This is a genomic window from Candidatus Pelagibacter sp. (assembly GCF_052049675.1).
GTDB lineage: Bacteria > Pseudomonadota > Alphaproteobacteria > Pelagibacterales > Pelagibacteraceae > Pelagibacter.
Genome location: NZ_JBNGZM010000001.1, coordinates 1 through 15,223, shown reverse-complemented (window position 1 = coordinate 15,223; position 15,223 = coordinate 1). Strand labels below are relative to the sequence as shown.

The 15,223-nt window shown below is 26.0% G+C and carries 14 protein-coding genes and 1 tRNA gene; 6 read left to right on the top strand and 9 right to left on the bottom strand.

Annotation, left to right across the window (positions count from 1 at the left end; all coding sequences use genetic code 11):
* The first annotated feature begins 28 nt into the window (after positions 1 to 28).
* Positions 29 to 919, top strand: a complete 891-nt coding sequence (gene ygfZ / locus ACTT9L_RS00075) for a CAF17-like 4Fe-4S cluster assembly/insertion protein YgfZ (RefSeq protein ID WP_440927348.1) — start codon at positions 29 to 31, stop codon at positions 917 to 919.
* A gap of 4 nt (positions 920 to 923) precedes the next feature.
* On the opposite strand, the gene ACTT9L_RS00070 is transcribed toward ygfZ, so the two are convergent.
* The 4 genes from ACTT9L_RS00070 to ACTT9L_RS00055 form a co-directional block, all read right to left on the bottom strand.
* Positions 924 to 1,085 carry a hypothetical protein gene (locus ACTT9L_RS00070; RefSeq protein WP_440927347.1) on the bottom strand — a complete coding sequence of 54 codons (162 nt, stop codon included), beginning with the start codon at positions 1,083 to 1,085 and terminating at the stop codon, positions 924 to 926.
* A gap of 114 nt (positions 1,086 to 1,199) precedes the next feature.
* Complete coding sequence (locus tag ACTT9L_RS00065) at positions 1,200 to 1,790, bottom strand: hypothetical protein (RefSeq protein ID WP_440927346.1); 591 nt, start codon at positions 1,788 to 1,790, stop codon at positions 1,200 to 1,202.
* Between the two features lie 9 nt (positions 1,791 to 1,799).
* On the bottom strand, positions 1,800 to 2,597 hold the full coding sequence (locus ACTT9L_RS00060; protein ID WP_440927345.1) for a hypothetical protein: 798 nt from the start codon (positions 2,595 to 2,597) through the stop codon (positions 1,800 to 1,802).
* Positions 2,598 to 2,758: 161 nt separating this feature from the next.
* Positions 2,759 to 2,844: transfer RNA gene (locus tag ACTT9L_RS00055), tRNA-Leu, on the bottom strand.
* 55 nt (positions 2,845 to 2,899) lie between these two features.
* Between ACTT9L_RS00055 and nadA the strand changes: the two genes are divergently transcribed.
* Positions 2,900 to 3,889, top strand: coding sequence for a quinolinate synthase NadA (gene nadA / locus ACTT9L_RS00050; RefSeq protein WP_440927344.1), 990 nt, complete (start codon positions 2,900 to 2,902; stop codon positions 3,887 to 3,889).
* A gap of 4 nt (positions 3,890 to 3,893) precedes the next feature.
* The gene (gene nadC, locus ACTT9L_RS00045) at positions 3,894 to 4,727 is read left to right on the top strand and encodes a carboxylating nicotinate-nucleotide diphosphorylase (protein ID WP_440927343.1); all 834 of its coding nucleotides are present in this window, start codon (positions 3,894 to 3,896) and stop codon (positions 4,725 to 4,727) included.
* Here the strand turns inward: nadC and ACTT9L_RS00040 are convergent.
* Positions 4,724 to 5,095 (bottom strand): phosphoribosyl-ATP diphosphatase, encoded by a 372-nt coding sequence (locus tag ACTT9L_RS00040; protein ID WP_440927342.1) that lies wholly within the window; start codon positions 5,093 to 5,095, stop codon positions 4,724 to 4,726. The genes nadC and ACTT9L_RS00040 overlap by 4 nt on opposite strands.
* A gap of 67 nt (positions 5,096 to 5,162) precedes the next feature.
* Between ACTT9L_RS00040 and fumC the strand changes: the two genes are divergently transcribed.
* Positions 5,163 to 6,551, top strand: a complete 1,389-nt coding sequence (fumC, locus tag ACTT9L_RS00035; RefSeq protein ID WP_440927341.1) for a class II fumarate hydratase — start codon at positions 5,163 to 5,165, stop codon at positions 6,549 to 6,551.
* Here the strand turns inward: fumC and ACTT9L_RS00030 are convergent.
* On the bottom strand, positions 6,539 to 8,029 hold the full coding sequence (locus ACTT9L_RS00030) for an AsmA family protein (RefSeq protein WP_440927340.1): 1,491 nt from the start codon (positions 8,027 to 8,029) through the stop codon (positions 6,539 to 6,541). The two genes, fumC and ACTT9L_RS00030, sit on opposite strands and share 13 nt — an antisense overlap.
* A gap of 34 nt (positions 8,030 to 8,063) precedes the next feature.
* On the opposite strand from ACTT9L_RS00030, the gene ACTT9L_RS00025 reads away from it, so the two are divergent.
* The gene (locus tag ACTT9L_RS00025; protein WP_440927339.1) at positions 8,064 to 10,100 is read left to right on the top strand and encodes an ATP-dependent helicase; all 2,037 of its coding nucleotides are present in this window, start codon (positions 8,064 to 8,066) and stop codon (positions 10,098 to 10,100) included.
* A complete protein-coding gene (locus ACTT9L_RS00020; protein WP_440927338.1) occupies positions 10,097 to 11,791 on the top strand; it encodes a M24 family metallopeptidase in 1,695 nt (564 codons plus the stop codon). The genes ACTT9L_RS00025 and ACTT9L_RS00020 overlap by 4 nt, the downstream gene beginning before the upstream one ends.
* Here the strand turns inward: ACTT9L_RS00020 and ligA are convergent.
* The 3 genes from ligA to ACTT9L_RS00005 form a co-directional block, all read right to left on the bottom strand.
* Positions 11,774 to 13,804, bottom strand: a complete 2,031-nt coding sequence (gene ligA / locus ACTT9L_RS00015) for an NAD-dependent DNA ligase LigA (RefSeq protein ID WP_440927337.1) — start codon at positions 13,802 to 13,804, stop codon at positions 11,774 to 11,776. The two genes, ACTT9L_RS00020 and ligA, sit on opposite strands and share 18 nt — an antisense overlap.
* 1 nt (position 13,805) lies before the next feature.
* Positions 13,806 to 14,654: an outer membrane protein assembly factor BamD gene (locus tag ACTT9L_RS00010; RefSeq protein WP_440927336.1), complete on the bottom strand. Its 849-nt coding sequence runs from the start codon at positions 14,652 to 14,654 to the stop codon at positions 13,806 to 13,808.
* 48 nt (positions 14,655 to 14,702) lie between these two features.
* Positions 14,703 to 15,223 (bottom strand): UDP-3-O-acyl-N-acetylglucosamine deacetylase (locus ACTT9L_RS00005; protein ID WP_440927335.1); only part of this gene is annotated, 521 nt, incomplete at its 5' end.

Here is a 15,223-nt window from a genome sequence, read left to right as displayed (position 1 = left end):
TTATATTACATTTTATAATTAATCAATTATGAATATAAAAAACGTTTACATTTTAGAAGATAGAGCAATTCTTTATATTAATGGAGAAGATGCAAAAGAGTTTCTTCAAAATCTTATCAGTAATGATATAAACAAAGTAAGCGATGTAAATAGTTGTTTTAGTTCATTGCTTACGCCCCAAGGTAAATTTTTATATGAATTTATAATCGTAAAACATAAGTCTGGATATATTTTGGATTGTGAAAAACCTCAGGCTGAGGAGTTATTCAAGCAATTATCCCTTTATAAGTTAAGATCAAAAATTGAAATTCTAAATTTAAGTAATGAATTTGTTGTGGCAGCATTTTCTCATGAAAAATTCTTAACTTTTAATTCAGCAAAAGATCAACCTGGATGTACAATTAAATATAGAGAAGATCCAATTTTTTTAGATCCAAGAAATAAGAATTTGGGTGCTAGATTAATTATTAATTTAGAAAAACTTTATTTATCTTTAAAAAAACTAGATCTTCATGATGCTGATCTTAAAGAATATTATTCATTAAGTCATGGGCTTGGAATAGTTCCAAAAGATTTAAATAAATTGAAAGACAAATTATTTGGTATTGAATGTAATTTTGAAGAATTAAATGGAATTGATTTTAAAAAAGGCTGTTATGTTGGCCAAGAAAATACAGCGCGAATTAAATTAAAGAACAAGCTTTCAAAAAGATTGTTTCCAATAAATGTAATTAATGGAAAACTGCATGAAGGTGAAAGTATTTACAACAATGAAATCGAAGTAGGTAAGGTTTTAATTAATAGCGACTACCCTTTTGCTTTAATTAAATACTTAAACGAAAACTTTGATGAAAAAGCAAATTTTAAAACTAAAGAAGCTTCAATAAATATCAATAAACCTGATTGGATAAAAAACTAATTTCTTATTTAAATAAATAAACAATCATAAAAATTATAAAAACTACAATAATCCAAATACTTAGATTTTTAAGAAATTGCTTTAACTTAGAATTTGATTGTAAAAAACTTGGTAAGACTAAAAGCAAAACCCCAACCATAAATATTACTGAAAGTAATTTATCCATCAAAACTCCTATATAAAATTCACTTTGGTGCGGTCGAAAACCTTATTAATATTTGTTTTAAACATAAAATGATAAATACAACCAAGCTCCAACACAATATGAGCACACTGAGAATTAAATAAATTCACCACGCTTGTTTTGATAAGGATACTCGTCAGTAATTAGTCTAATTTTGTCTTTATATTTTTCTAAATCAACTCCTCTATAATATTTTATAAAAGTAGGCATTTGGCAGGCATTATAAATATCTAAACGTTTAAAAAAATAATCTAAAAAACTTATTGATCTCTCACAATAAAGATCTTTTGCATCCATCATTTCATTAAACTCCTTATGATACATTTCAAGTTGCTCTGGAAACCATTTAGCATCCATATACTCATCTAAATCAAATAAATCTGATGGTCGCCAAATTACTTTTCTATTTCCTAAACCAGCTTCTTTAACAATGTTTGCAAATTTTCCACCTCTATCTTCATGTGCAAATGGTACTTTTGGATGACTTAACGTTCGATCGGTTAAATCTAAAAAAATTCCTTCCATTTGAAAAAGATGTTTTCCAACAGTTTTTCCATCTTTTATGCTTCTATCTTCATTTAAACAAAAAGACATATCCGAATTCATAAATTGCTCTGCTAATTCATAGTCTTGATTAGCAATCATGTTGTTGGTTCTTTTTTGAAAATAGTTTTGAATGAAGTTCATTTAAAAAAATTAATCTATTCTAGGTTTAAGTTTGAATAATTTTTTCACATCGATAGTTGAACAATTTGCAACTCTGGTTTCCAATTGAATTTTATCTTTAGTAAATAAATTTTTATCTAAAACTCCCGTACCAACAATCATTTTCATGGAATATTTGTTAAAATCCAAAAAAAATTTTGACTTTTTACTTTTCGTGTTCCAAAAATCTTCAGATATAGCAACAATTGTTTCAGTAGTATTTGATGTTATTGGTATAGTTTGTGTAAATCTTCCTTCTTTCCAGTCCCATCCAATAGCTATTTTTTTTTCACCTATGGCATAATATAAATTATCGTCATTTAAAATTTCTTCATAAGTTATGGGATATTTTGGATAAAAAATTGTATGTCCCCCACACATTAGTATAAATATTTTATCTTTTAAGTTTTTTTTTGAACTTTTTTCATCATACCATTCACAAGTTAAATAATAATTTTTAATTACTTTCGGGTTAAGATTTGGAATTTTTTCATCTTTGATTATTCCAGAGATAAAATTAAAAGGTTCAAATGTTTTAATACTATAAGGATCAATTATTAAACTTATATTTTTTTCATATATTGTTTCGTTATTGTTCCCTTTAATCTTAAATTTTTTTATTTTAATTTTTTTATTTGATGTACTTTCAATTTTAAAAATTGGAAATGCTTTATTGGAAGCATTAGTCTTATAAAAACTATATCCATCATTACATGATTTGTCATTATCTGCAAAAGCATTCACATTAAAAAATAAACAAAAAAGTATAATAGGTAGAATTTTTTTCATCTGATAAATAATTCTTTTAAAAGTTTAACAAATCATTAAACGAGTGTCTAAAAACAAATTTAAATCATTAAAACATTGACTCTAAAACGAGCGCACTACGAGCGCAGTTAGGTTAAAATTTCAAAAATTTTTTGCAAAAAGTTCCCATAAAAATTTAAATTTGGTGCGGTCGGAGAGACTCGAACTCTCATGGACTAGGTCCACACGGCCCTCAACCGTGCCTGTCTACCAATTTCAGCACGACCGCGATATGTCCCATAATAAATGAATGACAATCATGATTCAAATTGGTAAAAATCTATATGGAATTTACACAAGAAGTGCGTAAAGCGACAGATCCTATTTATCAAAAGATTTCTAAGGTTATGCCTGAAATTGAATGGTCAGTGCATGCTCCTTATATTCATAAAATTAATAAATTAAAAAAAGAGAAGAACGCCGTAATTCTTGCTCACAACTATCAAACACCAGAAATTTATCATGGTGTAGCAGATTTTTCTGCGGACTCACTCGCATTAGCAATTGAAGCATCAAAAACCTCAGCTGATATAATTTTAATGGCTGGGGTACATTTCATGGCAGAAACTGCAAAATTAATGAGCCCTAATAAAAAAGTTATTCTTCCTGATATGAATGCTGGCTGTTCTTTATCTTCATCTATTACAGGTAAAGATGTTAGATTATTAAAAGAAAAATACCCAGGCGTCCCAGTTGTATCTTATGTTAATACGTCAGCAGAAGTTAAGGCTGAAACTGACGTATGCTGTACTTCTGCTAATGCAGTGAAAATAGTTAAATCACTTGGTGTGAAAAAAGTAATATTTTTACCTGATGATTATTTAGCAAAATATGTTGCTTCCCAAACTGATGTTGAAATTATTTCTTGGAAAGGAATTTGTATTGTTCATGATCAATTTAATAAAAAAGAAATAGATGACATTAGAAAAAATAATCCTGGAATTAAAATTATAGCCCATCCAGAGTGTCCACCAGATGTTATTAAAGCAAGTGATTTTGCTGGATCTACATCTGGAATGATCAAATATGTAAAAGATAATCAACCAAAAAAAGTAATGATGGTCACAGAGTGTTCAATGAGTGACAATATCCAGATAGAAAATCCAAATGTAGACTTTGTTAAACCATGTAATATGTGCCCTCACATGAAAAAAATTACACTTCCAAAAATATTAGATTGTCTAGAGAATGAAACTGGTGAAATAATTATGGACAAAGAAACAATTGATAAAGCCAGAATATCTGTAGAGAGAATGGCAGCCATTGGCAGATAAATAAGTGTCTAATATAAAGCTAAGCAAAGAATTTATCAAAAGCACTGTTAAGCTAGCATTGAATGAAGATCTTTACCCTTCAGGAGATATTACTTCAAGTTTAATTAATAAAGATAATATTGTTACTGTTAAATTAATTTCAAATCAAAAAGCAATTATTGGAGGATTGTTATTTGCAAGAGAGGCATTTTCGTTAATTGATAATAAAATAAAATTTATTGTTAAGAAAAAAGATGGTACAGGAGTAAAAAAAGGTTCTTTAGTTGCTTTAATTAAAGGAAAAGCAAAAAATATTTTAATTGCAGAAAGGGTTGCTTTAAATTTTTTGTCTCACATTTCTGGAATAGCAACTAAAACAAATGAATTTGTTAGATTAGCAGGTAAACAAACTAAAATTTGTTGTACAAGAAAAACAATTCCAAATTTAAGAGTTATACAAAAATATGCTGTTAAATTAGGAGGAGGTACAAATCATAGATTTAATTTAAGCGATGAGTATTTAATTAAAGATAACCATATTGCGAGTTCAGATTTAAAGAGTATCGTATTAAGAGCAATTAAAAGTAAAAAAAGAAAAAAAATTACGGTTGAGGTTGATACAATCAAACAACTTAAATCAATTTTAGGTCTAAAATTTAATACTGTTCTGCTTGACAACATGAATTTAAAAAATTTAAGAGAATGTGTTAAAATAGTTAAAAAACTTTATGAAACTGAAGCTTCTGGAAATGTTAGTTTAAAAACTGTTAAAGCTATTGCATCTACAGGAGTTAATAGAATTTCTGTTGGCAGTATTACACATAGCGCTCCAGGTGTTGACTTTAAGTTAGAAATTTAATTTACAAATTTAGAAAGATCAGGTTTAAAATAGTTTGGACCTTTCATAACTTTTCCAGAGTCATTGTAAATAGGTTTACCATTTTCGTCTAACTTGCTCATGTTTGAATTTTGGACTTCATCAAAACATTTATCTAGATCAATTCCAAATGCATGTCCTGCTCCATAAGTAACATATAATATATCTGTTAGCGCATCAGCTACTTCCAATAAGTCTTTATTATACAAAGCTTCTGTAAGTTCTTCTAATTCCTCTTTAATTAGGTCTAACCTTAATTTATTTATTTTATCACTACTAAATGAAGGTTTAGTTTTAACCTCCTGACCAAAAGTTTTCATGAAAGTGCCTACTTTGCTAAAATTCGACATAATGCTCCTGTATGTTTTTTTAAATTTATTGTATGTTAATAATTATTTGTTACTTAAAAATTAATCAATGAAATTAAGAAAAGAATTTGACAGTATTGGAAGCATAAACGTTCCTAATGATAAATATTGGGGTGCGTCTACTCAAAGATCGAATAAGTTTTTTAATATTGGTAAAATTTTAGTTAATATTTCAATCATTAAATCAATTGCAATTATCAAAAGATCAGCTGCAATAGTGCATGCTAAAGATAAATTAATTGATAGCAAAATTTCTAAAGCAATAATCAAAGCATCAGATGAAGTAATCAAGGGTAAATTAGACGAAAATTTTCCTTTAAAAGTTTGGCAGACAGGTTCTGGTACACAAACGAATATGAACGTAAATGAAGTTATTGCTAATAGAGCTATAGAAATTTTAAGTGGAAAAAAAGGTACAAAAAAACCTGTTCATCCAAATGATCATGTAAACAAATCTCAATCTACAAATGATGTTTTTCCGACTGCAATGCACATCTCTGTTGCTAAAGAAACTATTTCTAAAATGCTACCAAACTTAAAAATTTTAGAAAAGGAATTAAAAAGAAAATCTAATGAATTTAAAAACATAATTAAAATTGGAAGAACTCATTTACAAGATGCTACTCCATTGTCCCTCGGACAGGAGTTTTCAGGATATCATTTTCAAGTTAAAAAAAGTATTGAAAGAATACAATATTCATTAAAAGAAATATTATTTCTCGCTCAAGGTGGTACTGCTGTTGGTACTGGAATAAATTCTAAGAAAAATTTTGATAAAAAAATTGTCAAAGAAATGGCTAAATTCACAAAAATCAAATTTAAACCAGCCCCAAATAAATTTGCTGAACTTGCTGCTCATGATGCAATTGTTAATTTTTCGGGTGCTCTTAATACCTGTGCGGTAGCTTTAATGAAAATATCTAATGATATTCGTTTCTTAGGTTCTGGACCAAGAGCTGGTTATGGAGAATTAATCTTACCTGAAAATGAACCAGGCTCATCTATAATGCCAGGGAAAGTTAATCCAACACAATGTGAAGCTGTAACAATGGTTTGTGTAAAAGTTATTGGCAACCATAATGGTATAACTATGGCAGGATCTCATGGTCATTTTGAGCTAAATGTTTTTAAACCTTTAATTGCTCATAACATCTTACAGTCTATCGACTTAATTGCCGACAGCACAAAAAATTTTGCTCTATATTGTATCAAAGGAATAAAACCTAATAAAAAGAAAATCCAAGAACATCTGGATAATTCTTTGATGCTTGTTACTGCACTAGCCCCACATATTGGTTACGATAATGCAGCAAAGATAGCAAAAACTGCACTCAAAAATAATACTACTTTAAAATATGAAACTTTAAAAACAGGATTAATAAATGAAAAAGATTATAATAAGATAGTTAATCCTAAAAAGATGATCTATCCAGCATAACTCTTAATTGCTTCATTTAGCAAGTTTTTAAAATAAATTTTGTTTTGCAAATCATCTTTTTTTATAATTATATTACTCAAAATTTTATTAATATTTTGATTAATTTTGTTATCAATTTTAATATCCTTTAATTCAGCTATTTTTTGATCGAAATTATACGAAAAATTTAAATCTATTTGACCAATTTTATTTCTATAATTTTTTGGTGTTAAAAGAAATTTATATATCTCTTTATAATCTTTAACATTTATTTTTAATTTTCCATCCAAAACTAACTCTCCATTTCTAACAAAAATTAAACTTTCCAACAATTCAAATTCCGCAATATCTTTCCATTCGAATTTTGTATTATCAGTATCAATTAAACCTTCTTGGATTTTTGAATTTAAGTGAATATTTTTAAAGTTAGAATTCTTATAAATACTATTTGCATTAATATTTAATTCAAAATCAATATTTTTATTATTAAATATTTCTGTTTTTAAAAGTTGAGCTACAATAGCATTATTACCAAATAGATACCTCAAATTTATCTCATCCAAGCTACCCTCTAAATTTGCAAAAAAAGGTTTAAAATTAAATTTTCCTTTATAAGCAACATCTGGTTCATCAATTTTGTCAAATATATGAAAATCAAATGAGTTTTTTTTGATTTTATAGTCTACAAATCTTTTTATTTTATTTAAATTTAATTTTGATTTACCAACTTTTGCATCATTCTCAAAGATCAATTCATTTTCAATATTAAGTTTTATTAAATTAAAATTAATTGTAGATAAATTTTTCTTTTTATCTTCACTGAAAAAAGACTCCACTGAGAAAGGAATATTAAATATTTCATTTTCTGAATAGAAAATATTTTTTAATTCTTTTGTGTCAAAATAATATTTCATTTTAAAAATTTTAGATATAAACAAAACTTCATCCTCTAAATGTTTAAAAAAAACATTACTATTATTAATTATTAAATCCCCATCTTGGAAACTTCTGTTTAATAGCTCTAGAAAAAAATTATAATTTTTTGTATTTAAATTAAAATTGGCGTTTTCTAAAATTAAATCTCTTACTTCAATATTTTTTAAAGAAAAAAGATCATCAAACGAAATAAAAATTTTTAATTTACTAATTTTAGAAATTTCTTTTTCATTATTAAGAATTTTAGACTCTGTGATTATAAAATGAGGTTTGGGGAAAAAATTATATTTGATATTTTTAGAAAATTTAAAATTTAAATCAAATTTATTTTGAAGCTTATTTTTCAGCTGTTTTGAAATATCATTTTGATTATAAAAAGTGGGTAATAATAAATAAGAAATAAAAACAACTAAAAGTGCGACAAAAGTTAAAATTATTTTATTATTTTTAATTAAAAAGCTTAGATTCTTAGAATTTAACTTGTTTAAATTTTTTTCTAAAAGATTATTAATAAAATTATTAATGTTTTTTAAATGTTTTACAAAAAAATTTGTTTTACTCATAATAATCAAGAAATCTTATAAAGGATTATTTTAAATGATAAACAAAGATTATTTAGAAAATTTAAATGATGCCCAAAAAGAAGCTGTTCTACATCTAGATGGCCCACTTTTGATTGTGGCTGGGGCTGGGTCTGGAAAAACAAAAGTTCTAACTTCTAGAATTGCCAATATTATTAAAGAAAAAAAAGCATTTCCAAATCAAATCTTAGCAGTAACATTTACTAATAAAGCTGCTAAAGAGATGCAAATTAGAGTAAGCAAAATAATTGGCTCTAATGCAGTCGGACTTTCATGGCTAGGCACATTTCATTCTATTTGTGCGAAATTATTGCGAAAACATGCTTCGGCAGTAAACCTTAATTCCAATTTTACGATAGTAGATACAGATGATCAGATAAGACTAATAAAAAATATTTGTAAGGCTGAAAATATTGACATTAAACAGTTGTCTCCAAGGTTCATATTAGCAGTAATTGATCGTTGGAAAAATAAAGGATTTTATCCAAATGAAGTAGTAATAAATAAAAAAGATCTTTATGAAAAAATAATTCTTCCATTATATAAAATTTATCAACAAAAATTAATTGACTTAAATTCTTGTGACTTTGGTGATCTTATATTGCATGTCGTAAAAATTTTTGAACTTAATTCAGATATTAGAGAAATATATTCAAAAAATTTTAAATATATCCTTGTTGATGAATATCAAGATACAAATTTTATACAAAGTAAATGGCTTAACCTATTGTCAGAAAAAAATAAAAATATTTGTTGTGTTGGAGATGACGACCAATCGATTTATAGCTGGCGAGGAGCGGAAATTAAAAATTTTTTAGAATTTGACCAAGTCTATAAAAATACAAAAGTAATTAGATTAGAACAAAATTATAGATCTTCACAAAATATTTTAACGGTTGCCTCAAAACTTATTTCTAATAATCAAAATAGAGTTGGTAAAACATTAATTACAACTATGGATGAAGGCGATTTAGTTAAATTAAACTGTTTTAAAAATGGTAAAGATGAAGCAGTAGGAATTTCAGACGAAATAGAGAAAAGTATAAAAAAAAAATTCTCTTACAATAACATCGCAATACTTGTAAGAGCAATTTTTCAAACACGTGAATTTGAAGAACGTTTCCTTAAAATTGGTATGCCTTATAGAATATTAGGTGGCACAAAGTTTTATGAAAGAGCTGAAATAAAAGACTGTGTAGCTTATCTAAGATTGATTAACCAGGAAAAAGATGATCTTGCTTTTGAAAGAATTGTTAACAATCCGAAAAGATCAATAGGAGATAGTACCTTAAAAAGTATTCATGAATTTGCGAAGGTAAATAATTTAAATTTAGAAAGAGCTTCTATAAAAATGCTTGAACAAAATTTGATTAAACCAAAAGCTAAAATTGGTTTAAATTTATTTATAAATTCTCTAAGTAAATGGAGAAATGATATAATAATCAAAAAATCAAACCATGTTAAATTACTACAAATTGTTTTAGACGAGTCTGGATATTCAGCAATGTTAAAAAATAAAAAAGATGTAGATAACGAAAATAGATTAGAAAACATAAAAGAGTTATTAAGTGCTATGAAAGAATTTGATAATTTAGAAAGTTTTTTAGAACATGTATCGTTAGCAACTTCAGTGGATCAAGAATGGGATGGTGAAAAAATTAATATGATGACAATGCATGCTGCAAAAGGATTGGAGTTTGATGTTGTCTTTCTTCCCGGCTGGGAAGAAGGCTTGTTTCCACATCAAAAGTCTATTGAGGAAAAAGGTCAAAATGGCTTAGAGGAAGAAAGACGTTTGGCTTATGTAGGAATTACTAGAGCGAAGAAAAAAGCTATAATATCTTTTTCTATGAATAGATTTTATCAAGGAGACTGGATAGACAGTATGGCTTCAAGGTTTATTGACGAATTACCTGAAAAAAACATTGAAAAAAATTCTTTTTTTGATGAGGAAATAAATTATGAGGAAGATTTTGAGTTTAATCAAGATTTCGAAATTGAAGAAGGCACCAGGAGTCCTGGATGGATAAGATACCAGAAAAGAATTAAATGAAAAAAAATATTCAAATATTAAGAAAAAAATTTGAGAAATATAAAATTGACGGATATGTAGTCCCAAAAAATGACGACTATTTTACTGAATATTCAAAAATCAATAGATTAAAAATTATTTCAAATTTTAGTGGCTCTGCAGGATTAGCTATAATATTAAAAAATAAAAATTATCTCTTTACTGATGGAAGGTATACTATTCAGAGTAAAATTGAGAGTGGAAAAAATTTTAAAATCTATGGATTTGAAAAATTAATAAATTGTAATTTATTTAAAAATCTTACACTTGGTATAGATCCAAAATTGTTCACAAACACTCAAATAAAAAACTATTTCTTAAAATACAATAAAATCAAATCCGTTAATAAAAATTTAATTGATGAGATTAAAAAACAAAGAGAGAACTTCAAAATACCTTTTTTTTCATTAAATAAAAATATAGTTGGTGAAAGTATCAATTCTAAAATTAAAAAAATTTCAAAATATCTAAAAAAAAATAAATCAGATTATATTTTTATAAGTGCTCCTGAAAATGTTGCATGGATATTAAATATTAGAGGAGGAGATGGTCCAAATAGCCCCGTTCCCAATTCAAGATTAATAATAAGTAAAACAAAAAAAATATTATTAATTAGTAAAATAGAAAAGTGTAAAAAATTAATAAAAAATAAAACAATTAAATTAAACCAATTTTTAGATATAAATGAATTACCAAATAAATTGACTAAACTTAAAGGAAAAAAATTTATTATTGACGATAAATCATGTTCAATATTTCACGAAAATCTAATTAATTCAAAATTTAAAATTGTAAGTAGAGAAGACCCTTCTTATCTTTTAAAAGCAATAAAAAATAAAGCAGAAATTAATAATATGATTAACGCTCATATTATAGATGGTGTTGCTTTAACAAAATTTATTTATTGGATGAAAAAAATTAATAAAAATAAAATTACTGAAGTAGATGCTGCTAAAAGACTAGAGAGATTTAGAAAAATGAATAAAAATTTTCTTTATCCTAGTTTTGATACAATTGCAGGTTCTGGAAAAAATGGTGCAATAGTCCATTATCGTGCAAAAAAAGAAAATTGTAGAAATATAAACAAAACAGATATTTTTCTTTGTGATTCAGGTGGACAATATAAATATGGTACAACAGATGTAACGAGAACAATTTGTTTTTCCAATCAAGGTAAAAATATTAAAAATATTTTTACCAAAGTTTTAAAGGGTCATATAGCCGTTGCGATGACTAATATAAATATAAATGATATTGGTAAAAAAATTGACAAAAGAGCAAGAAAATTTTTAAATGAAAGTAATTTAGATTATTCTCATGGAACTGGTCATGGGGTTGGTTTTTTTCTAAATGTTCATGAAGGGCCTCAATCAATTAATAAGATAAATAAAGTTAAAATAAAACCAGGAATGGTTTTGAGCAATGAACCTGGATACTATAAGAAGAATTATTTTGGAATACGTATAGAAAATTTAGTTTATGTTGACAAAAAAAAAGGAAAATTATTTTTTAAAAACCTTACCATGGCACCTATAGAAAAAGACTTGATAAACTTTAATTTATTGACTTTTTATGAAAAAAATTATCTTTTTAAGTATCATTTAGATGTTTATTCAAAAATATCAAAATATTTAAAACCAAATGAAAAAAAATGGTTAGCTAGTCTTATTTAGCATTTTTAAAAACTCTTCTTGATTTATAATTTTAATATTTAGTTCTTTAGCTGATTCAATTTTTTTTCTTGTCGGTTTTTCACCAACAATTAAATAGTTTAATTTTTTTGTGACAGCACTAACTGTAATACCTGAGTTTTCTTCAATTAATGATTTAACCTCAGCTCTACTAATTCCATTTAATTTCCCGGTTACTAAAAACGATTTATCTTTTAATAATCCACTTTGTTGATTAGCTTTAATATTTTTTATTACCAAAATATTTCCTAATTCATCTAAAACTTTTACATTTATTTCATTAGCAAAAAAACTTTTTATTGAATTTACTTGAGTTTCTCCAATTCCATCAATATTTATTAATTCATTATATTTTTTTGATCTAGAGAGATTTTGAAATTTCAAAAAAGATTCAAAATTTTTAGATAATATTTTAGCATTTTCTAAACCTATATGTCTTATTCCTAAAGCAAATATAAATCTTTCTAGGGAAATATTTTTTCTTTGATTTATAGAATACTTTAAATTTTCAACTGAAAGACTTCCCCAACCCTCAAGTTTTTCAATTTTTTTATAATCTAAATTAAATATATCTTGTGGAAATTTTATTAATTTTAATTTCCAAAATTCCTCAATTATCTTTTTTCCAAGACCATCTATGTTAAACGCTTCCTTTGAAACAAAATGTTTTAATTTCTCAATTGATATTTTATCACAATAGTAGCCCTCACTTGAACATCTTCTTACTGCATCAATTTTTTTTGTGACCTTATTAAATTCTTTTACTGTTTTTGAGCCACACGAAGGACATTTATTAGGAAAAATAAATTTTGAACTTTTTTGTGGTCTTCTACTAATATCAACTGATAAAATATGCGGTATTACATCTCCTGCTCTTTCAACAGTTACAGTGTCTCCTATTCGAATGTCTTTTCTAGCAATTTCATCCTCATTGTGCAAAGTTGCATTTGAAACTAATACTCCTCCAATATTTATAGGCATTATTTTTGCCACAGGAGTTAAAGCTCCAGTTCTTCCAATTTGAATATCTATATCTAAAATTTTAGAAATTGCTTTATTTGATGAAAACTTATGTGCGATTGCCCATCTTGGAGCATTAGCAACATTTCCTAATCTTTTTTGTAATTCGAAATCATTAATTTTGTAAACAATGCCGTCAATGTCAAAATCTAAATTTGCTCTTTTTTTTTCAATTTCATTATAATTTTGAATTAAATTTTTTATACCTGAAATAGTTTTGTTATATGGATTGGTTTTAAAACCCCATTCACTTAGTTTTTTTAAATAATCAGATTGTTTTTGTTGTTCCAGACCTAACTCAAAACCAAATGTATAAGCTATAAAATTTAATGGTATTTTTTTTGTATCCTCAGGATTTTTTTGTCTCAAAGAACCTGAGGCTGCATTTCTGGGGTTTGCAAATTTTTCTTTTAAATTCTCAAAATCACTATTTTTTATAAATACCTCACCTCTTATATCGATGTCTTTAGGAAAACTTTTGTTTGAAATTTTTTTTGGAATATCTTTTATTGTTGCTAAATTTTTAGTTATATCTTCACCTTCTCTTCCATCTCCTCTAGACAAACCTCTCTCGAAATTACCATTTTTGTATGTTAGTGATGCTGAAATTCCATCTATTTTTGGTTCGGCACTATAAACAATTTTAAAGTCTTTAGTTTCAGATAAAAAATTTAAAATTTTTTTTTCAAAATTTATTAAATCTTCCTCAGAAAATGCATTTGAAAGTGAAAGCATGGAAACTCTATGCTTAAATTTTTTAAAATTCTTTGATGGTTTGTGGCCTATAACTTTTGATGGAGACTTTTCAGATTTTAAGAATAAATATCGTTTTTCTAATAAAAGTATTTCTTTTTTTAACTGATCATATTCTTGATCAGAAACCGTAGATTGATTTTTATTGTAATAATTCTCGTTTAGTTTGGTAATTAATTTTATTTTTTTCTTATACTCTGTTTGAATATTTTTTTTATTCATCTCAATTGATAAGAGATTTAAATTTTTTTAAAAATAAATTGTCTTTTTTTTTATTTGTTTTCTTTATTTTCCTTTTATTTTTTTCATAATTTTTGTCAAATACACTATAAGATTTTTCATACCATTCTGATGATTTATAATTATATCCCAATAGCTTAGCGTACTTTTTTGCCTCATTTTTTAATCCAATCTTATAATAAACTTCAACCAATCGATGAAGTGCTTCCTCAACATATATTGTTGTCTCATACTCATCGATAACAGTTCTAAACCTATTAATTGCTGGTATCCATTTTTGCCTCTCAAAATAATATCTACCAATGTACATTTCTTTAGAAGCCAAAGTGTCATTTATTAGATCAATCTTAAATTCAGCATCTAAAGTATACTCTGTGTTTGGATAATTTTTAATTACAAAAGAGAATTTTTCTTTTGCTTTGATAATTGCTTGTAAATCTTTTTTTTCGTCTATTATTTGTTCATAGTAACAAAGTCCCATTAAATAATGAACGTAATCTAAATGTTTGTGAAATGAATAAACTCTTAAAAATCTTTGTAACTCTGCAATCGAATCTTCGTAATAATCTTGTGAATAATATGAATATGCTGCCATCAATGCTGACTTAGGAGCCATTATAGACTGTGGAAATAATGTTTCTGCCTCATTAAATTTTTTTGCTGCATATAATGCATCCCCTTTTCTAAGAGAATCCATTCCTTGTTCATAAGCTTCCATTACTTGGTCATCTAGTTTTTTTTCCTGTATAGCAATGTTTTCATCTATTTTTTTTGTACAAGAAAAAATAAAAGTAATTATTGCTAACAATAAAAAAATTCTAAATATATTCATTACAGATGTATACTGATTTAAAAGATTAATTTAAAGTTATCTTTCTTATTAAGCAATAGATCTTAAAAAACTTTTATTAACAAGAGTGTGAGGAAGATTTTTTTCTTTAATTTCTAATATAGAAAAATTTTCTTTGTTCTCAAATACCTTCCTTAATAACTGGTTTGTTAAATAATGACCGCCTTGAGAACATGTAATACTCGCAACAATTCTATACCCTGATGTATAAAGATCTCCAATACAATCTAAAATTTTATGATTTACAAACTCTTTACTATTTCTCAAACCTTCTGGATTTAGTATTTCATCATCTTTAACAACAACAGCATTATCCAAGCTTCCTCCTTTTGCTAGACCTTTGCTTTTTATTAATTCTATATCTTCAAATAGACAATAAGTTCTTGAATTATAAACATCAGATAAATCATCTTCATAAACTTTTACTTTATTTTTTTGATTTCCAATAATCTCATTTTTATACTTTAATTGAAAATCTATTTCCAAATTTAAAGTTGAAGGTTTAATTGATATGAATCTTTCCCCATCAGAAAAAGTTATTTCTTTATTAA

Bases quoted from the DNA above. Each gene is read 5' to 3' on its own strand.
- ygfZ (WP_440927348.1), top strand. From the start codon at position 29: ATGAATATAAAAAACGTTTACATTTTAGAAGATAGAGCAATTCTTTAT.
- ACTT9L_RS00070 (WP_440927347.1), bottom strand. From the start codon at position 1,085: ATGGATAAATTACTTTCAGTAATATTTATGGTTGGGGTTTTGCTTTTA.
- ACTT9L_RS00065 (WP_440927346.1), bottom strand. From the start codon at position 1,790: ATGAACTTCATTCAAAACTATTTTCAAAAAAGAACCAACAACATGATT.
- ACTT9L_RS00060 (WP_440927345.1), bottom strand. From the start codon at position 2,597: ATGAAAAAAATTCTACCTATTATACTTTTTTGTTTATTTTTTAATGTG.
- nadA (WP_440927344.1), top strand. From the start codon at position 2,900: ATGGAATTTACACAAGAAGTGCGTAAAGCGACAGATCCTATTTATCAA.
- ACTT9L_RS00040 (WP_440927342.1), bottom strand. From the start codon at position 5,095: ATGTCGAATTTTAGCAAAGTAGGCACTTTCATGAAAACTTTTGGTCAG.
- fumC (WP_440927341.1), top strand. From the start codon at position 5,163: ATGAAATTAAGAAAAGAATTTGACAGTATTGGAAGCATAAACGTTCCT.
- ACTT9L_RS00030 (WP_440927340.1), bottom strand. From the start codon at position 8,029: ATGAGTAAAACAAATTTTTTTGTAAAACATTTAAAAAACATTAATAAT.
- ACTT9L_RS00025 (WP_440927339.1), top strand. From the start codon at position 8,064: ATGATAAACAAAGATTATTTAGAAAATTTAAATGATGCCCAAAAAGAA.
- ACTT9L_RS00020 (WP_440927338.1), top strand. From the start codon at position 10,097: ATGAAAAAAAATATTCAAATATTAAGAAAAAAATTTGAGAAATATAAA.
- ligA (WP_440927337.1), bottom strand. From the start codon at position 13,804: ATGAATAAAAAAAATATTCAAACAGAGTATAAGAAAAAAATAAAATTA.
- ACTT9L_RS00010 (WP_440927336.1), bottom strand. From the start codon at position 14,654: ATGAATATATTTAGAATTTTTTTATTGTTAGCAATAATTACTTTTATT.